This window comes from Pseudomonas sp. Pmew2 (assembly GCF_058129885.1).
In genome coordinates, this window is record NZ_CM176702.1 from 751143 (window position 1) to 771410 (window position 20268).

9 protein-coding genes and 1 pseudogene are annotated in these 20268 nt (G+C 57.7%); 6 read left to right on the forward strand and 4 right to left on the reverse strand.

The window, feature by feature from the left end; all coding sequences use genetic code 11:
* Positions 1-700 precede the first annotated feature (700 nt).
* The 3 genes and pseudogenes from AC4ANK_RS03455 (at position 701) to AC4ANK_RS03465 (ending at position 3517) form a co-directional block, all read left to right on the forward strand.
* Positions 701-2161 (forward strand): DUF6861 domain-containing protein, encoded by a 1461-nt coding sequence (locus AC4ANK_RS03455; protein WP_044319767.1) that lies wholly within the window; start codon positions 701-703, stop codon positions 2159-2161.
* A 2-nt stretch (positions 2162-2163) separates the two neighbouring features.
* On the forward strand, positions 2164-2469 hold the full coding sequence (locus AC4ANK_RS03460) for a hypothetical protein (protein WP_031595010.1): 306 nt from the start codon (positions 2164-2166) through the stop codon (positions 2467-2469).
* 51 nt (positions 2470-2520) lie between these two features.
* Positions 2521-3517: pseudogene (locus tag AC4ANK_RS03465) on the forward strand (IS30 family transposase).
* Between the two features lie 445 nt (positions 3518-3962).
* On the opposite strand, the gene mscK reads toward AC4ANK_RS03465, so the two are convergent.
* Positions 3963-7352 carry a mechanosensitive channel MscK gene (gene mscK / locus AC4ANK_RS03470; protein ID WP_031595009.1) on the reverse strand — a complete coding sequence of 1130 codons (3390 nt, stop codon included), beginning with the start codon at positions 7350-7352 and terminating at the stop codon, positions 3963-3965.
* Between the two features lie 38 nt (positions 7353-7390).
* Positions 7391-9133 carry a potassium/proton antiporter gene (locus AC4ANK_RS03475; RefSeq protein WP_002551752.1) on the reverse strand — a complete coding sequence of 581 codons (1743 nt, stop codon included), beginning with the start codon at positions 9131-9133 and terminating at the stop codon, positions 7391-7393.
* Between the two features lie 248 nt (positions 9134-9381).
* Here AC4ANK_RS03475 and AC4ANK_RS03480 point away from each other — a divergent pair, with 248 nt between their 5' ends.
* Both AC4ANK_RS03480 and AC4ANK_RS03485 read left to right on the forward strand, forming a co-directional pair.
* On the forward strand, positions 9382-9555 hold the full coding sequence (locus tag AC4ANK_RS03480; protein WP_162836992.1) for a hypothetical protein: 174 nt from the start codon (positions 9382-9384) through the stop codon (positions 9553-9555).
* A 106-nt stretch (positions 9556-9661) separates the two neighbouring features.
* Positions 9662-12280: a dermonecrotic toxin domain-containing protein gene (locus AC4ANK_RS03485; protein WP_460384206.1), complete on the forward strand. Its 2619-nt coding sequence runs from the start codon at positions 9662-9664 to the stop codon at positions 12278-12280.
* Between the two features lie 21 nt (positions 12281-12301).
* On the opposite strand, the gene AC4ANK_RS03490 is transcribed toward AC4ANK_RS03485, so the two are convergent.
* Together AC4ANK_RS03490 and putA are read right to left on the reverse strand one after the other, a co-directional pair.
* Positions 12302-14104 carry an acyl-CoA dehydrogenase gene (locus AC4ANK_RS03490; protein ID WP_460384208.1) on the reverse strand — a complete coding sequence of 601 codons (1803 nt, stop codon included), beginning with the start codon at positions 14102-14104 and terminating at the stop codon, positions 12302-12304.
* A 227-nt stretch (positions 14105-14331) separates the two neighbouring features.
* Positions 14332-18285, reverse strand: a complete 3954-nt coding sequence (gene putA, locus AC4ANK_RS03495; RefSeq protein WP_002551755.1) for a trifunctional transcriptional regulator/proline dehydrogenase/L-glutamate gamma-semialdehyde dehydrogenase — start codon at positions 18283-18285, stop codon at positions 14332-14334.
* A 448-nt stretch (positions 18286-18733) separates the two neighbouring features.
* Here putA and putP point away from each other — a divergent pair, with 448 nt between their 5' ends.
* Positions 18734-20221, forward strand: coding sequence for a sodium/proline symporter PutP (gene putP / locus AC4ANK_RS03500; protein WP_002551756.1), 1488 nt, complete (start codon positions 18734-18736; stop codon positions 20219-20221).
* The last annotated feature ends 47 nt before the right edge of the window (positions 20222-20268 follow it).

Genomic DNA, 20268 nt, shown 5'->3' on the forward strand with positions numbered 1-20268 from the left:
CCTGCTCGGGGTTGGCGAGGTTCTTGAGCTTGAAAAAGCGGCTGTTTTGCAGCAAATGCGCCGCGGGAGAGATCCATCGATATTTGTGCCTCCTTAGAAGCAGAGGGACCAGCCTCTCAGCATTGGCGAGAACTGACAAGTCGTGGTGTGATTCTGGTGCGTAGAGCCTTGAGACTATCAGTGTGTTTGTGACATATGGAACTGACAACCACCAACCGTAAAATTCTGAAAATCCCGTAGGAGTTGAGCTACAGACGCATTCGACATCTTGCAGTTGCTGGATCCGCTAAGAAAAAATACGCCTCCGGCCCAATGAAAACAGTCAGTGCATCTGTCAAAGCCGTTACAGCTACTTGAGGCGGAAAAGGAGGCCCGCCAGGTCGTTGCGTCGTGTCAACCACAGAGATAGCCCCGCATTTTTGGGCGGATACGATGGAGTCTAAGCGTTTTAGATAGAGTGACTACAGGAGCCCTCAGTTATAGTAAATTTCCAGACGTTATGTCACGTTAAGCGTGAACTCGTTATGGTGATGGCCTATTGTCTCTATTGCGGTCTGTTTCGTAGATGAGAAAAATGAGTCTGTCTTGAGATCTGACTCAAGAACTCAGGTTCGATCAAGCTACGTGCACATGGGGCAGGCTGCGTCAATTTTGGGCCCGTCACGCGAGCCTCCTTCAACCCAGGGACAGTGATGTGTAAATGGACCTATTAGCCAACATTCCTAGCTGGGATGACATCGAGCGGAACCTCGATGATAAATTCAACACGCTGAATCAAGCCTACAGCGATGGGCTGCAGAGCACCTATGACAGCTGGAATGGCTTCACGCGACGCGTCAATACCACCGCGACTCAAGCCTACGGATACATGGGCGGCAACCGCATTGACTATGTGAAAGCGGCGATGAGGCTTTCCTATCCCATCATCGAGTCAAACCTCAAGCGCAAGTGGGCATCCATCGAGATCGAACAGATCCTCCCGGTGCTGCTGCAGCTGGTTAAAGAAGTGGCGATGATTCTCGGCGGCAGCGTTGCGGTCGGTACGGTCGCTGGCGGCGTTGCTGGAGCGTTTTTCTTTGGTGTCGGCGCTGTGCCGGTAGCGGCAGCTGGAGCGGGTATCGGTTTACAGGTTGGCAACCTGATCCTGATGGCGCTGGGTCTCTCATCTATAGCTGAGTATTTCTATAAAGGTCTGCCTGCTTGCCTCTCTACCTTGCAGGAAGGCTTCGCCACTGCCTGGCACGCTGACGAAGGGCTGAAACCCGAGGGCCTCGACCCCACTGGTGGTTCGGCATACGAAATCCAGGAGCGGATTGATCGTGCTGCCCGCCAAATTGCAAAGGGCCAGGAGCAACTGGTGCTGCTGCTCTTTACTGCCATCGTGACTTACATGACACGTGGGCAGGTCAAGGCAGGCATCATAGGGAGCATGGATAGCATCGCAGTGCGCAGTGCCAAGCTTCAGGCAGAGATTTCGAACAAGCAGTTTGCGAACTGGTTGGCGCGTAATGAGCGGAGGCTATTGGCTGAGCCTGCGTTGCGGGTTAATGAGCCTGCTCCGTTGGTTAAGGCTGAATCCGAGACCATGCGTGAGTATTACGCTAAGCAAGATCCAGAGTTTGTGTCGGTAGAACAGCAGATTAAAGAATTTAGTACATTCAAAACAATGGGGGTTAAAAAGGCGGAGATAGATGCTTACCTTGCTACACCAGAAGGGCAGTCTTATTATGATGCTCTCGCAAGGTCTTCGCCCAATGCTTCCAATGAGACTCTTTATAACCGAGCATTAGGGCAACTTGCCTCTGGCAAGACGCTTCCGACCGCAAAGATTGTAGATGAACCTTTGGTGAAAATAGTTGTTGAAGGGGGAGATTATCCCGAGTACTCACCTTATTTTACAACGCGCAAGGAATTAATGAAGGCCTCAGAGTCCGATAAGACTCTCGCTGATTTTTTTGGGCTGCCTTTGGAAAGTGAAGGTTTAACGTATGGCATATACGAGATAAAACCTCTGAGCTCCACTAAAGTTTATGTAAGCGAAATAGCCCCGACAAGTGAATTAGGAGGTCTAGTTGAGCGATCTTCTGAAGCATTACAATATCTAGTTCCTAACCGTGGGGATTGGGATTCGGCTGTTAAGATTGGCACTATAGGTAACTAAAGATGAATGTGGATAAAATTGAAATTTCAGCAAAAAATTTGGAGGATAAACTAAAGGAGTACGTGGATAGAGACGTTCAGGTTGCGCGACTTTATGATGATTTAAGGCCCTTGTTGGAATTGGCAAAGTCGAGAAATATATTATCCCCTTTGGAGGTGGGAGAGGTTCCGGGGCGCTATCGATTTACTGAGAAAGGGCTTCAAAGATATAGTGATTTAGAGCATGCTTATGCTGTGTTTTCAATTGAAATTACAGGCGGGGAACCTCCGATCCTCAAGATGCTTAATGCAAGGAGGAATTTGAGTTAGGGCGGCCGCGAAAACTGAGTGCAACACCCCTACCTCAGGTAAGGTGCTGCGATATCTTATACCGAACTCTGCATGGAAGAACGCATCACCATTCAAATCGGACAATACCGAGATCTCAGTCTGCGAGAGATTGCTCGTCTGCTGGGGCGTAGTCCTCCCACGATCAGTCTGCGAAGAAATCCCCTTCCCACTGGAGGCTATGCGGCGTGCGAAGCACAAGCCCTTACTCGCGAGCGTCGAAAAGTCTGTTGCCCCGCCAGAAAACTGGTGCCGGGCAATGAACTGTTCGAGCTGATTACCCACTTGCTTCGAGAGTGCTTTTCTCCCGAGCAAATCGCGGGCAAGCTGCGCGTTATGAAAATGAATTTCGCAGAAGCCTACGTTTGCCGAGAAACGATCTACAACGCCATATACGCCTTGCCCGCCGGCGAGTTGCGTAAATGTGTCTGCGGCAAGGCAAAAGTACCCGCAGGCCGCGCAGTGGCGGTGTTGATCGACGCGGCCAGATTACTGACATGGTGAGTATTCACGTGCGTCCGCCCGAGATTGACGACTGGCAAATGCCCGGCCACTGGGAAGGCGATCTGATTAAAGGCAAGGACAATGCCTCGGCGGTGGGCACGCTTGTTGGGCGCACCAGTGGTTATCTGATTCTGGTCAAAATGCGCGACGCCACCGCGACCTCGGCGGTCTAAGGTTTTAGTGCGGCGCTGAACAGCATGCCGTTGGACTTGAGTAAAAGCATGACGTATGACCAAGGGCGTGAGATGGCCAAACACGTCGAATTGACCCAGAAGACGGGTGTGGCGATTTACTTTTGCGATCCGCAGAGTCCGTGGCAGCGCGGCAGTAACGAGAACATCAACGGCTTGATTCGCCAATACTTGCCCAAGGGCACGGACTTGTCGAAGCACAGCAGGAAGAATTGGACGCTATTTGTTATCAGATGAACATTCGGCCTCGTAAGCGCTTAGAGTTTAAATGCCCGATTGAAGTCATTACAGAGGTGATGGGCATGTATCATGAGGCTCCCACTTCAATTCAATGACCGTGTTGTACTCGGTTCCTGCAACCGTCGTTTTTAATATAAAAATTCCAGCGGGGACTGAGGTATACATAGATGAAATTGGCTCCCAGAGTGGTTTCTATGTGGGGGCGCGGAACAGATAGTTTTTGTCAAGCCGTGGGCAACTAAAGGTATAGAAGTCATGAGCTTACGTTCTTTGAAATGAAAAAATAAAGAAATAAATCTTCTTGTCAAAAAAGCATCGACTTTGCTAGGAACGTATAGTGTGTCAAGGTGAACTTATAAGCTTGATGAGTGCGTCGATGCACTTTTGATGATTCAGCTTATGCATTGTCAGAAATAATGTTGTTATAGGATGGGGTGGATCAATAAGTTGAAGCTGAACAGGCCTTCAAAGCGCTATAGCTTCCAGCTTGCAGACCGTGAACAACCGACAGCCGCCCTGCCGGTCATTCCACACCCAACCTCAGTCCAGCCTCAACTCCGGCGGCTCTGGCGCGTCTTTGGTCGCCGGGGTGACTTGAGTGTTCACGGGCTGCAACGTCGTCTGTCCGGTGGGTGCGCCGGATTTTTCGCTCGGCTCGGCGGGCACCAGCTTGTATTCCAGGCCCTGGGTGTTCTTGAGGTAAATCTCCATCTGGCGGAACGAGATGTTGATGTGCTGCTTCTTGAACTCGCGATTGATGAAGCGGTTGATCTCGTCCAGCACCGGGTTGCGGTCGCCCAGGTCGCGGACGTGCATGCGCAGTTCGTGGTCGAGGGTGCTTTCGCCGAAGTTCAGGAAGTAGACGATCGGCTCTGGTTCCTTGAGCACCCGAGGGTTTTCCCGGGCGGCTTGCAGCAGCAGGGAGCGCACCAGGTCCAGGTCCGAGCCGTAATCGACGCCCAGCTTGAGCGTTACGCGGGTGACGGTGTCGGTCAGCGACCAGTTGATGAGCTGGCCGGTGATGAAGGTCTTGTTCGGGACGATGATGTCCTTGCGATCGAAGTCGGTGATGGTCGTGGCGCGGATGCGGATCTTGCTGACCGTTCCCGAGAGTGCGCCGATGGTGATGGTGTCACCGATCCGCACCGGACGTTCGAAGAGGATCATGATGCCGGAGATGAAGTTGGCGAAGATCTCCTGCATGCCGAACCCGAGCCCTACCGACAGCGCTGCGACCAGCCACTGCAATTTGTCCCAGCTCACGCCCAGCGTTGACAGCGTGGTCACGAAGCCGACACCGGCGATGGTGTACGACAGCAGCGTGGTCGTCGCGTAGGCACTGCCTTGCGCGAGGTTCATGCGTGACAGCACCAGCACTTCCAGCAGGCCGGGCAGGTTGCCGGCGAGCACGAAGGTGATGACGATGATCACCCCTGCACCGAGGAAGTCGCTCAGGCTGATCGGCACCATGCTCATGTTGGCACCGGTGCCGCTGGTGTATTCGTAGAGAATGATGTTGTCGAGATATGCGAACACGGTGATCAGCTCGGCCCAGACCAGGTACAGCGCACCGACGAAACCGGCCAGCAGGGCCAGACGAATCAGGCGCAGCGACTGCTGGTTGACCTGTTCGATGTCCAGTTTCGGCTCTTCGACCGGAATTTCGCTGTCGCCGTTTTCCCGGGCTGCCTGACGCTTGGCCAGTGCACGCTGGTAGGCCAGGCGGCGGGCGGCGACGCTCAGGCCGCGAACGAAGGTCGCCTCGACCATCAGCCAGATCATCATCAGGTACAGGGTGTCGATCAGGCGGTCGCTGAGCTTGAGCGCCGTGTAGTAGTAGCCAAAGCACACGGCCAGAAAGAGTGCGACGGGCAATGCTGTGAACACCACACCGACAGTCTTGCGGAACAGTGAGGCATTGTGATGCGTGGGGCTCGAGATCAGCAGGCGAGCGAGCAGCCAGGTCATCAGCGCGTAGCAGGTCAGGACCACGCCGATCCCCAGTACATCGTCGGCCAGTGCGGCAGGTTGGTGCTCGGCGACGGCCACCACGGCCACCAGGGCCAGAACGACCAGCCCGAGGCGACGCACCCAGCCACGCAGGAACTCGACCTGCGCCGTTTCCCAGCGGAAATGCAGTTGGGCAACGCCAGATGGGGCGAGTACGCGGTAGGCGGTGTAGAACACCAGCCAGGCGAGGGCGATCTGCAACAAGGCCTCGCCCAGGTTGGCGTTTTGCCCGCGTGCATCGATTTGCAGGGCATAGCCGCACAGCGCCAGGCCCAGCGCCACAGGCATTGCCAGCAGCACGTTGATCAGCAGCGCCAGTGGCGTTTTCCATTGGCTGTCACGTTTGAAGTGGCCGATGTCGGCATGCAGGCGATTCAGCTTCTGATACAGCGCCTTGCGCCGCCAGGTCAGTACGCCGATCAACAGCAGCAGGGGCAGGAACAGCAGCGGTCGCTGAGTCAGGCCGTCTGACAGCTCGCTCAGGCTGGATGTCCAGGGCAGGGTGGCGATCTGCTTTTGCAGGCGCGGCCAGATATTCTGAAACCATTCCAGGTCCAGCGGCTTGTTGCTGGGGATCCAGAACATCTGCTCGTCGAGTGTGGCGCGCAGTCCCTGAGCGGTGCTGGTCAGCTGCTTCTGGTTCAGTTGCAGCGTGATGGACTCGTTGAGCAACGCGCTCAGCTCGCGATTGAGACGCTCCAGCAAGTCGCTGCGAGTGATTGCCAGGTCCAGCAGCGTACGGCGCAGTTGCGGGGTAATGTTTTCAGGCGGTTGAGTGGCGAGCAGCTTTTCGACATAGGCGGTCGGCGTGCTCATCTGCTCGCGTTGCTGGTTGATGTCGAACTGATACAGGCGGATGTTGGCGATTTCGTCGGCCAGGCCCTTGTCCAGCTCCAGGTGCGGCAACGCCTGCTTCTGCTTGTAGAGAATCTTGGACAGCAGCAGGCTACCGCTCAGCACGTTGATCTGCTCGCTGAGGGCTTGATCGGTCTGGGTCAGGTTGTCCAGTTGCTGCTTGGTCTTGAGGTTCTGCTGGGTCAGCTCGTTGAGGCGGTCGGTGCCGCGCAGCAGGTAGTCGGAAAGCTTGAGGTTGGCGGCGCTTTCGGTCGCCAGCAGGCTGCTGCCACCGGACTTTTGCGCTTCCAGGGACAGGTCGGCGACCGTTTTCTGCGATTGGGCGCGACGCTTGTCGTTGATCAGGGTCTGCAGGTCCTGAATTTCCTGTTCCTGGCGCGCGACCTTTTCGGTCAGCAAGTCATGCTGGCTATTGCCCAGGTCCTGCAACTGGCTGTTACCGGCCAGTTCCTGACGGCGCAGCAGGTTGAGGGCGTTGATCGAGGCCAGTTCTGCATTGAGCAGATTGCGCTGGTCGGCGCTCAGGGTCTTGCCGTTGTCCTTGCCGCTCTTGAGGATGGCGTTGATCTGCTGGATACGCGTCTGATTGGCGCTGATTTCAGTCTGCGCCCGCTCAGGCCGGGTCTGCGCGGTGATGGCCAGGCTGTTGGCGTCGTTGAGTTCACTTTGCAGGTCGCTTTGCTGGGTACTGCGCTGGCTGAGAAGCTGCTCCAGTTGTGGCACATCAAGGCCGCCGTAGCGCTGGGCGACGGGTACCACTTTGCTTTCTTTCAGGCGGGCCAGCTCGCGCTGGTTTTCCGAGGTCTGTTTTGGCGCCTGGGCCAGTTGTTGCTTGAGCGCTTCGAGTTTCTGCTCGCTGTCCTTCTTGCTGGCGAGAAAAGCCAACGTTTGCTCGAGTACTTGTTGCAGCGCTTTCTGCTCGGCATCAGGCAGCTTGCGATCAGCAATCTTGTCGAGGCTTTGCTGCACGGCATCGCTGCTGGGCGGGTCGGCGGCGAGCGCCGGGAAGGTGGACAGGCAAAGCGCAAACAGTGCGGCAGCACAAATGGAACGCAGGGAAAACATAGACACCGGTCGCATGATGATACGTGTGGATTGGCAGTTTAAAGGAACAGTCCGGGGCCCGGGCGGGTTCCTTCGGGGAATTTGACGCCCACTTTCTGGATCTTGTTCCCGTCCATGACGGCAACTGTCCAAATAGTTCCATTCCATTCAATCTGGTCGCCCACCACTGGCTCGCCGCGGTTCTTCTGCACGATGAACTGGCTGAGTGGCATTCCGGGGTCAATGCCATCGAGTTTCAGGCCATACAGGGCCGCGACTTCACCCAGCCGTGCATCGCCTTCAAGAACGAAGTCGCCGAAGAAGCGCAGATCCAGGCCACGTTGCGGTGCCTGGCTGAACAGTTTGCCCAGTGCCGGAAGATCATGTTCGTGACCGATCACACAGAGCAGGTCGCCCACTTCCAGCGTCGTACTGCCGGACGGGTGGAGCAACTGCTGGCCCCGGAACAGTGCGGCAATACGCGTGCCTTCAGGCATTTTCAGCTCACGCAGCGCCGCACCGATGCACCACTTTTCAGCGCCCAGACGGTAGACGAACAGCTCCCATTCACTGGTGACGTGCACCTCCAGCGCGGCCCGGGAAATAGGCGCAGGGTCAGGCGGAACCGTCACTTTCAACAGTTTGGCCACCCACGGCAGGCTGGTGCCTTGCAGCAACAGCGAGACCAGTACGATAAAGAACGCCAGGTTGAAGTACAGCTGCGCATTGGGCAGCCCGGCCATCAGCGGGAACACGGCGAGGATGATCGGCACCGCGCCGCGCAGGCCGACCCAGGCGATAAAGGCTTTTTCGCGGCCATGGAAGGCCTTGAACGGCAGCAGGCCGACCATCACCGACAGCGGGCGTGCCACCAGAATCATCCACAGCGCCAGGCCCAGTGCCGGTATTGCAATCGGCAGCAGGTCGTGGGGCGTGACCAGCAGGCCCAGCACCAGAAACATGCCGATCTGTGCCAGCCAGGCCATGCCGTCGAGCATGTGCAGGATGCCGTGGCGGCTGCGGATCGGCCGGTTACCCAGCACCAGACCGCACAGGTAGACCGCGAGAAAGCCGCTGCCGTGAATGGCGTTGGTCAGGGCAAAGATCGCAAGCCCCCCGGCAATCACCAGAATAGGGTACAGGCCGGCCGCCAGATTGATGCGGTTGACCAGCTGAAGCAGGATCCAGCCGCCGCCCAGGCCGATGAAACTGCCGATACCGAATTCCTGGATCAAATGTCCCAGCAGCCCCCAGTGCAAGCCGGTCTGACCGCTGGCCAGCATGCCGATCAGGGTGACGGTCAGGAACACGGCCATAGGGTCGTTGCTGCCCGATTCTATCTCAAGGCTGGCGGTGACCCGCTCGTTCAGGCCTTTGCCGCCCAGCAGGGAGAACACCGCAGCAGCGTCTGTCGAACCGACGATTGCACCGATCAGCAGCCCCTGGATAACGCTCAGATTGAACAGCCAGGCAGCCACCATGCCGGTCAGTACGGTGGTGATCAGCACGCCCACCGTTGCCAGCGACAAGGCAGGCCACAGCGCAACCCGGAAACTGGCCACCCGCGTTCGCAGCCCGCCATCGAGCAGGATCACCGCCAGCGCAAGGTTGCCGACCAGGTAGGCGGTAGCGTAGTTGTCGAAGATGATCCCGCCGCCATCCACGCCCGCCACCATGCCCACGGCCAGGATGATGACCAGGATCGGAATACCCAGGCGTGATGAAAGAGAGCTGACCAGGATGCTTGCGGCTACCAGCAACGCGCCGATCAGGAACAGGCTGTTGATGGTGGTGGCGTCCAAGGGCGGTACTCCGTAGAAAAACTGAATTGAAGCGAGAGGGGCGAAAACTGACCAAGCAGTCCGCGTGCCAAGCGATTTAACCTGTTGAATTGCTTGGCTGTCAAAGATCAATTTTCGGCGGATCACGCAGATTCGGCGTTCCAGAGCACGTGACTCGTCGCAATCTTGCGGTCGACACAGACGTATATGCCGCAAGCCAAGCCTTCTTGCGGCCTGTTGTCGAGCTTCAGCTATAGAAGGTTTTCATCATGGACGATGAAATTGCAGAAATAAGAGGGGCGGAAATCCGTTCGGCGATAAGCGGGATCCGCATGCAGAGTTCTGGAGGCGGGCGAGCAAATACTTTCGGTCGCGATTACTTCCGGCTGAACCCGATCAATCTGCAGTCACCCGCCGCCTTTGCTGTTCGGGCCTCTGACTGAATCAGTTCACGTGCCTGCCTGCGCAGGGTCGCGTTATAAATAGTTAGTGCCACGTATGCCGTAAAGAGTGATTACGTGCAGGACTTCTCTCATACAGGAAGAAGTCATGACGACCCAATCTCTGAAAACACCTAAAACCGATCAGCAACTGCTGCGTGAACGCGCGAAGCAATTTGTTTTCGACTACCCCGATCTGCACGATCTGGCCTATAGCGTAGTCAGCAAGATCATGCTTCAGCACACGCAAAAGGTGTTTAACCCTGACAAGGTCTATTGGCATCGTTTCGGCAGCGCAAGCAGCAGTCCGCGTACATTCACCGGCTGGCAACATTCCGGCAAACCGCTGCAATCGATGACGTTGATCGAACTGCTCATGCAGAACTTCAACGCCCACGACGAAGAGGCCAGTGATGAGCTTTCCCTTTACGGCGGTTTTTATACCGACGGTCCGGATCATGAGGTGTTCGACGAGCGCAACGAGGTGCCCATGCTGCCGCAGACTTTGCTGGCAGAAATGTGGACGCTGGATTTCAGCTCGCTGTACACCCGCCGCATGGAGCGTTTCTGGAGTTCGCACAGTGAGAATTTTTGCATTCTGGCCAAAGCGCACTATTTGGTTGCGGCCGGTAATTGCCTGCGCAAAGGTCAGCTTTCGCCAGACGACTTCAAGCAAGTCACTCGATTCGTCGTCACTGATCCCTCGCAGCCTGCGACGCTGAAGGCCTTGCGGGACTCGCCCTTGGTAACGCCTGGCCTTTCGGTGCATACGCTGGATATCAACGGCGTCAAGACTTACGACATGCTGCGTATCGTTATCGCTGATGGCCGGGAAGTGATTTACCGGCCTGATGCCGAGCAGCCTTTTCAGGTGTTCGAAAACGAACGCGCGCTGTACAACTGGCTCAAGGGGCAGTTCGCGAGCGAGCAGGCGGGTAAGGCACTGACAGGCAATTTCCTGCGCGGCGAGGCGGCACGAACACAGGACAGCGTCAGGTTTGCGCGCGGGGTCAGTGAATTGCTCGCGCATGACTGGCGTGCCGATGTCCGACTTATCAATCAATCCCGGGCACCCATCGTGGGTGATCCCTTTATTTATCTGCGTGATATCGCGCGTCAGGTCATGACCACCGACGCGCATCAGTTGCTGACGTCCAACGCCGATCTGCGCAAGCAGATATGGATCGGTTATCTAAGTGCCTTCATGCAGGCTTTTGGCGGGCTAGCCGCGTTGGGGTGGCCCGTTGCTCTGACGCTGGTTGGCGCAGGCCTCGCCAATACCGGGTTGATCATTGATCAGGCGGTCAATGGCAAGACCCCGGCGCAACGTCGCGCTGGTGTATTGGGTGCCATTATCAACACCCTTTACCTGCTTTTTAATCTGCCGCTACTGATGTCCATTCGTGCCATGCCTGAGCCTGTGCCATTAGTGCGGGCGGATGTCGTGTCGCTCCCCAGTGAAGTTGTGGAGAATGGCGTGATTGTCGATCCGCTGGAAAACATGGAAGGCAACCTGCTGCTGGACAGCCTCACGCCCTCAGCCGAGGAAGGCAGGTTTCGTGGCGTTTATTCGTTGGGCAATGGCGAAACCTGGATCAAGCTTGCGCGGTTGCCGTATCGCGTGATGTTCAGTGAGCAACAGCAGTGCTGGTTTATCGTTGACCCTGACAATCCTTTTGCGTTCGTTGGCAGTAAGCCGGTTCGCTTGGGGCTCGACGGAGAATGGACGCTGATTCAATCACCTGGCTTGCAGGGTGGCTCGCCTATGGATCCGCAGGTTCCGTCTACCAGCTCATCAGTCCCGCCAGGAAAACCTTATGCAACAGTGCATTCAACGTTCTGGGACAGGTACCTGCAAACGGACATATTCAATGAGCAATATTATGCAGAAAGAGCCCTGGCTCGTCAGAAAGAGGTCATGGATATCTGGGAGCCAACCACGGACGATGTTCTGGAGTCTGACTCTTCACCCGAAGGCGATGAAGTGTACCGGGACCCGTGGCACGGTAAACACAGGGTATTCAAGCTGGGCGAGGACGACTATTACGGCGCTAACATCATGCTCTATACCCAGGAGGATACGGTGTTCAATCGATTCCTGCGTACAGGCGAACGTAGGGGCCCCAACCAGGTAAGGTTCATCGAGCGTCTTGCCGATGACATCCAGGTGGTGGGCTATAGCAATGATGTCGAGTTGTATCGGGGTGGCAGCGGTGATCGGGGCACCTCGGGTGCCGTGTTCCGCAGCGGGCAGATCAAGGTTGGCGATGTGCTGGTCAATACCGATATCACTTCGTTCAGTGAAAACCCCTATGTGGTCAGCGCGTTCGCCAGCAGTCGAGCCGGTGCTCCTACTAATGCGGTGATTGGGCCGATAACGTTCGATGATACTTCGGTGGTCTTTGTTTTACCCAAAGGACGGTATTTGAGGGCCACGCCGATCGCGCCATTTTCAGCCTCGCCCGATGAGGCCGAATCGATCTTTTTGCCTGGTTGTTATTTTCAGATCGAGAGTATCCAAGAAGTGGTCGGCGATTTTTATCGTCTCATGAAAGTCCAGATGCAGGAGGTCGATCGCCCGGTTCAGGGAAGGGCGCTTTACGATATGCGCACGGGCGAGCCATTCAGTCGAGAGCAATACGCGCTCAAGTTGGGGGCAGATGCGAAAGTATTGGTCGACCGGTTCTTTCCACAGAACCCGATGACTGACCTGTTCAGCCCTCACTGATCAAGCGCCGCCCGGTTTTATTTAAAACCAGTCATCGCGCATGGCGAGGCAGGTGTCATCGCGGTTTTCCAGAATGCTCAGCTCGTGATGGCAGCCCGGTAATTCCCATGTCAGGAAGTAGCGGGCAGCTTGCAGCTTGCCCTTGTAGAAGTCGCTGTCGGCCGAATCACCTTTGCCCAGACCTTCCTCGGCGCGGATCGCCTGTTCCAGCCAGCGCCAGCCGATAATGGTGTGGCCGAATACCTTGAGGTACAGCGCCGAATTGGCCAGCGTACTGGTGATTCTGCCTTGCGCCAGATCGGTCAGCAGGCCGAGGGTGACAGCCTGCACATGAGCGACCAATTGCTCCAGAGGTTGGCGCAGCTCATGAAGTGAATCGTAGCCCTGCGCCCGCTCGCAGGTATCGGATATCAGGCGCAGCAGTTGCTTGAGGCCGGTGCCGCCGTTCTGCGCCAGCTTGCGGCCAAGCAGGTCCAGCGACTGAATGCCGTGAGTACCTTCATGAATCGGATTAAGCCGGTTGTCGCGGTAGTACTGCTCAACAGGGTATTTGCGGGTATAGCCATGACCGCCTAGAACCTGAATCGCCAGCTCGTTAGCCTTCAGGCAGAACTCCGAGGGCCATGACTTGACCACCGGAGTCAGCAGGTCCAACAGTTCATGGGCATGCTTGCGGGCGTCTTCGGCTTCTCCGGTCTGTGTGTCGTCGAACAGTCGCGAGGCATACAGGCACAGGTCGAACGCGCCTTCTACATACGCTTTCTGGGTCAGCAGCATGCGTCGCACGTCGGCGTGCTGAATGATCGGAACAGGCGTGCTCTCGGGGCTCTTGCTGTCGGGCAGCCGACCTTGAGGTCGGTCGCGGGCATAATCCAGAGAATACAGATACCCCGAATAGCCGAGCATGACCGCGCCCAGGCCGACGCCGATGCGTGCTTCGTTCATCATCTGGAACATGTAACTCAAACCGTGATGAGGCTTGCCGACCAGATAGCCAACACACTCACCGTTATCGCCGAAATTCAGCGCGGTAGAGGTCGTGCCTTTCCAGCCCATCTTGTGAAACAGGCCAGCCAGCAGCACATCGTTATGCTTGCCGAGGCTGCCGTCGTCGTTGACCAGAAACTTGGGCACGATGAACAGCGAGATACCTTTGACCCCGCCAGGCGCATCCGGCAGCTTTGCCAATACCATGTGCACGATATTTTCCGAAAGTGCGTGATCACCACCCGAGATGAAAATCTTGTTGCCGCGCAGCCGATAGGTGCCGTCTTCTGCCGGTTCGGCGCGGGTGCGGATGTCTGACAGCGACGAGCCTGCGTGTGGCTCGGTCAGCGCCATGGTGCCGAAAAAGCGCCCCTCGATCATCGATTGCAGAAAGCGCTGTTTTTGTTCGTCGTTGCCAAAACTCTCAATCAGGTTCGCCGCGCCCATGGTCAGGAACGGGTAGGCCGTGGTTCCGACATTGGCTGCCTGAAAGTGGGCAAAGCAGGCCTGTGACAGCAAGGTCGGCAACTGCATGCCGCCCGCTTCAAAATCACGCGATGCATTGAGAAAACCAGCGGCGAGAAACGCATCCACCGCAGGCTTGACCTCGGGGATCAGAATCGCTTCGCCATTTTCATAGCGCGGCTCGTTTTCGTCAGCCTTGCGGTTGTGCGGCGCAAAATATTTTTCCGCGATAGTACGCGCCGTCCCCAGCGCTGCATCGAAGGTTTCCCGCGAATGCTCGGCAAACCGCTCACGCCGCGTCAGCCCTTCGGCGTCCAGCACTTCATACAGCTCGAAAGCCAGGTTTCGTGAACTGAGCAGCGACTCGGACATGATGGCGTACCTATTCTTGGAATGACCCAAGTCTAGGTCGGGTTGAGGGGGGGAGGGTAGCAAGATTGATTCGGGTGATGGTCGAGCGTGTGCGGGGGGTATCGAGAGCGGACGCGGAGCGTCCAGAGCATGGGAACGGTCGGTGTCTTTCGGACACCTCTCGTTCCGCACGCTCCAGCGTGGGAATGCCTTTCTTGACGCTCTGCGTCATCTGTTACCTAGCGGCATCAGCCGATCGTCATCAGGCTCGCATTGCCACCCGCCGCCGCGGTGTTGACGCTCAATGCCCGCTCTATCACCAGACGTTCCAGCGGCACGTTGGTTTCGCCGTGGGACAGGCCATTGACGCCGACGATTGCACCGCTGCGTTGTGCGATCTGCTGGCAGATGGCGCGTAGCTGATCGGAATCGCCGTGGTGCAGGACGGCGTCGATAGCGACTTCGTCCTTGGTCCAGTCAGGGATCAGCTTGATGCGTGCCTGAACGTCCTTTGGCAGACGAGCGCGCAATGGCTTGCTGATGTCTGTTTCCGGCCACACGGCAGAGCTGCCGACAGCCAGCACGGCCGCCAGTTGAATCAGCAGGTCGTTCTCGTCATCCGCCAGGCAAAGCACGTGTTCACGCGGCAGAATCGCATAGCTGTTGCGCTCGCCGGTCGGCCCCGCCAGCTGGCGAGTGATGCCGCTTTGCGATTGCTCGGCGTATTGGCTGCACAGGGCATCCAGATCGCTTTGCTGATTACTGGCTGCCCAGGCCTTCAAGGCTTGCAACGGTTTGTTGAGGATGTCACGCAGGCGGGTGTCCGGAGCAGACAGTGCATCACTGCGCACGAACGATTTCTCGATGGCATCCTGCGGACGCGTCGACAGCAGGCGGTACAGGTACAGCGGGCCACCGGCTTTAGGGCCGGTACCGGACAAGCCTTCGCCGCCAAATGGCTGGACGCCCACCACAGCACCGACGATGTTACGGTTTACATAGACGTTGCCTGCGTTGACGTTGTCGATGACCTTGGCGATGGTCTCGTCGATGCGGGTATGAACACCAAGGGTCAGGCCGTAGCCGGATGCATTGATCTGGTCGATCAGCAGGCCCAGTTCCTTGCGCTTGTAGCGCACCACATGCAGCACCGGGCCGAAGATTTCGCGTTGCAGCTCATCGAAGCTTTCCAGCTCGATCAGGGTCGGCATCACGTAGGTGCCACGCTTAAGCTCCGTGCTGTCGGCAATGGCCACCTGATAAACCGTACGGCCTTTGTCGCGCATGGCCTGGATGTGTTTTTCGATACCCGCCTTGGCCTCGGCATCGATCACCGGGCCGATGTCCACGGACAGGCGCTCCGGGTTGCCGAGGCGGCTCTCGGCCATCGCCCCCTTGAGCATTTCGATGACGCGGTCGGCAGAGTCTTCCTGCAGGCACAGCACGCGCAGTGCCGAGCAGCGTTGCCCGGCGCTGTCGAACGCCGAAGAAACCACGTCGATGACAACCTGTTCGGTCAGCGCCGAAGAGTCGACGATCATCGCGTTCTGACCGCCGGTTTCGGCGATCAACGGGATGGGGCGGCCCTGCGAGTCCAGGCGACCCGCCACGTTGCGTTGCAGCAGGCGGGCGACTTCAGTGGAACCGGTGAACATCACGCCTTTGACGCGTTCGTCGCCGACCAGCCCGGCACCTACGGTTTCACCGCGCCCCGGTAACAATTGCACCACGCCTTCCGGGATGCCGGCTTCAAGCAGCAGGCGCACGGCCTGGGCGGCAATCAACGGTGTTTGCTCGGCCGGTTTGGCCAGCACCGGGTTGCCCGCAGCCAGTGCAGCAGCGACCTGACCGCTGAAAATTGCCAGCGGGAAGTTCCACGGGCTGATGCAGACCACCGGCCCCAGCGGACGATGGGCGTCGTTGGTGAAATCATTGCGCGCCTGTACGGCGTAGTAACGCAGGAAGTCGACGGCTTCGCGCACCTCGGCGATGGCGTTGGCGAAGGTCTTGCCCGCCTCGCGGACCAGCAGGCCCATCAAGGGCTGGATGTCGCTTTCCATCAAATCGGCAGCACGTTCCAGAATTGCGGCGCGTTCGGCAGGCGGTGTTGCCTGCCAGATCGGGCCAGCGCTCAAGGCGCACTGGATGGCGTTCTCGACATCCTGCAGCGAGGCTTCCTGAATATGACCGACCACATCACGCAGGTCCGATGGGTTCAACGCGGCAGTCAGTGTGCCTGCGCTGGCCGGGCAGCCGAGCATGGGGGCAGCTTTCCAGTCATTGTGCGCTGTGGCGAGCAGGGCCGATGACAGCGAAGCCAGACGATGCTCGTTGGCCATGTCGATGCCGCTGGAGTTGGCGCGCTCGGTGCCATACAGGTCGCGCGGCAGCGGAATGCGCGGGTGCGGCAAGCCGAAACCGCCTTCCTGTGTTGCCATGCGTTCGATCTGGCTGACCGGGTCGGCCACCAGTTCCTGAATGGAGATCGAATGGTCGGCAATCCGGTTGACGAACGACGTGTTGGCACCGTTTTCCAGCAGACGACGGACCAGATAGGCCAACAGCGTTTCATGCGTGCCGACCGGAGCGTACACGCGGCATGGACGGTTCAGCTTGCCGTCTGCGACCTTGCCTACGACCTGCTCGTACAAAGGCTCGCCCATGCCGTGCAGGCACTGGAACTCATACTGACCTGGGTAATAATTCTGCCCGGCGATCTGGTAAATAGCCGCCAGGGTGTGGGCGTTGTGTGTGGCGAATTGTGGATAAATGACTTCTGGTGCCGCCAGCAGCTTGCGGGCACAGGCGATGTACGAGACGTCGGTGTACACCTTGCGCGTGTACACCGGATAGCCTTCCAGACCTTCGACCTGGGCGCGCTTGATCTCGCTGTCCCAGTACGCGCCCTTGACCAGACGGATCATCAGGCGGTGACGGCTGCGCCGAGCCAGATCGATCACGTAATCGATCAAATAAGGGCAGCGCTTCTGGTAAGCCTGAATCACGAAGCCAATGCCGTTCCAGCCAGTGAGCTGCGGTTCGAAGCACAGGCGCTCGAGCAGATCCAGTGACAGCTCCAGACGATCAGCCTCTTCGGCATCGATGTTCAGGCCGATGTCGTACTGCTTGGCCAGCAGGGTCAGCGACAGCAGGCGCGGGTACAGTTCTTCCATCACGCGCTCGTACTGGGCGCGGCTATAGCGCGGGTGCAGTGCCGACAGCTTGATGGAAATGCCCGGGCCTTCGTAGATACCGCGGCCGTGGGAGGCCTTGCCGATGGAGTGTATGGCCTGCTCGTAGGACGCGAGATACTTCTGCGCATCATGCTCGGTAAGCGCCGCTTCACCCAGCATGTCGTAGGAATAGCGGAAGCTCTTGGCTTCAAAACGGCTGGCATTGGCCAGGGCTTCGCCGATGGTTTCGCCGGTGACGAACTGCTCGCCCATCAGGCGCATGGCCATGTCGACGCCCTTGCGGATCATCGGTTCGCCGCTCTTGCCGATGATGCGGCTCAGTGAAGAAGTGAGGCCTGCCTCATTGTGAGTGGCGACCAGCTTGCCGGTCAGCAGCAGGCCCCAGGTGGCAGCGTTGACGAACAGCGAGGGGCTGTTGCCCAAGTGCGGCTGCCAGTTGCCGTTGCTGATCTTGTCGCGAATCAGGGCATCGCGCGTGCCCTTGTCCGGAATGCGCAGCAACGCCTCGGCCAGGCACATGAGTGCAACGCCTTCCTGCGAGGACAGCGAAAATTCCTGCAACAGGCCTTGAACAATGCCAGCGCGGCCGCCAGCGCTTTTTTGGTTGCGCAGCTTTTCGGCAATAGACGCGGCCACCTTGTTGGTGGCTTCGGCAACAGGTGCAGTCAGGCGCGCCTGCTCCAGCAGCATCGGCACCACTTCCTGCTCGGGGCGGCGGTAGGCGGAGGTGATGGCCGCCCGCAGTACCGACTGCGGTTGAATGCTCTCGGCAAAATACAGGAAGCATTGCAGGCCTGTGTCTTCCGCCACTTCGCCTCGGTCTTCGCTGTCTTTGCCAGTCGCGCCATTGAGCTCCAGCAAGGTTGCACCACTCTCCAGTTTTTCCAGGTAATTGAAAATCGCCTGCTTGATCAACCAGTGCGGTGTGCGGTCGATCGAATGGGCGGCGGCTTTCAATCGCTCGCGGGTCGGGTCGTCAAGTTTGACGCCCAGAGTAGTGGTGGCCATGTGTTGTCCTCATTATAGCCACGCAACGGTGGCATCGGCTTTGGCGAAGATTAGCGCTGTGACGGGGTCAGGTGCAACCGAGTGCAACCCTGTTTCGATAATATTTTGTGACATTCCCGGCAAGTGACCCGCAAAAGTGCTGCTTTGCTCAGAGCTGGTGCGCGATTGTTTGTAGAGAGGGTCGAAAGCGCCCTAAAATGGAGCAGAAAAACGCCTTTATTGGTTTTTTTGTAACAGGTGCAACTTGCACGGTGAAATGGGTTGCACCTTGTTTGGTTTGTTTAATAGGATTCATTCCCGCGGTGCGACCGCCAGTCATTGATTGCCGATCCTTGCGGAGCGATCAGTCAACGCGGTGTCGGGTGCAAAAGCACGGATGCGCCGTATATCGGTCGCTATTCCCTTTGGCATCGGGTGCCAACATAAAAACAATGCCAAGGCAGAACTCATGAGTGTCAGTAACCCTACCTTGATCACGTTTGTGATCTATATAGCGGCAATGGTCTTGATCGGCTTGATGGCCTATCGCTCTACCAACAACCTTTCGGATTACATCCTCGGCGGGCGCAGCCTGGGCAGCGTGGTAACAGCGCTTTCAGCAGGGGCCTCGGACATGAGCGGCTGGCTGTTGATGGGGTTGCCGGGGGCTATCTATATGTCCGGCCTGTCGGAAAGCTGGATCGCCATTGGTCTGATCATCGGCGCCTACCTGAACTGGCTGTTCGTGGCCGGTCGTCTGCGTGTGCAGACCGAGCACAACGGTGACGCGCTGACCCTGCCGGATTACTTCAGCAGCCGCTTCGAAGACAGCAGCGGCCTGCTGCGCATCATCTCGGCCGTCGTGATTCTGGTGTTCTTCACCATCTATTGCGCCTCGGGCATCGTTGCGGGCGCGCGTCTGTTTGAAAGCACCTTCGGCATGTCCTACGAAACCGCCCTGTGGGCCGGCGCTGCGGCTACCATTGCGTACACCTTCGTCGGTGGTTTTCTGGCCGTGAGCTGGACCGACACCGTACAAGCCACGCTGATGATCTTCGCCCTCATCCTGACGCCGATCATCGTCCTGCTGGCAACAGGCGGGGTCGATACCACCTTCCTGGCCATTGAAGCGAAAGATCCGACCAGCTTCGACATGTTCAAGAACACGACTTTCATCGGCATCATTTCCCTGCTTGGCTGGGGACTGGGTTATTTCGGTCAGCCGCATATCCTGGCGCGCTTCATGGCGGCTGATTCGGTCAAGTCGATTGCCAGCGCCCGACGCATCTCCATGGCCTGGATGATCCTGTGCCTTGGCGGTACTGTGGCGGTAGGCTTCTTTGGTATCGCTTACTTCTCCGCGCACCCGGATGTGGCCGGGCCGGTGACCGAGAACCCGGAGCGGGTCTTCATCGAACTGGCCAAGCTGCTGTTCAATCCATGGATCGCCGGTGTATTGCTGTCGGCCATTCTGGCTGCGGTGATGAGTACGCTGAGTTGCCAGTTGCTGGTGTGCTCCAGCGCGCTGACCGAAGACTTCTACAAGGCTTACCTGCGCAAGGGGGCTTCGCAGCTTGAGTTGGTGTGGGTCGGGCGTGCGATGGTGTTGCTGATCGCTGTCATTGCCATTCTGCTGGCCGCCAATCCCGAGAATCGCGTACTGGGGCTGGTGAGCTATGCCTGGGCAGGGTTTGGCGCTGCATTCGGCCCTGTGGTGCTGATATCTGTGCTGTGGAAAGGCATGACGCGCAATGGTGCGCTGGCTGGGGTAATAGTCGGCGCTGCGACTGTCGTACTCTGGAAGCAGTTCAGTACCCTTGGCCTGTATGAAATCATCCCGGGTTTCATCCTTGCCAGCATTGCCATCGTGGTATTCAGTCTGATCGGCAAGCCTGCGTCTGCGTCCATGCAGACACGTTTCCTGGCGGCTGAGCAGGAGTTCAAAGCCAACCGCTGATAATGCTGCTTGAATAACCGATGAAATGAAAAGCGGCCCGCACTTTC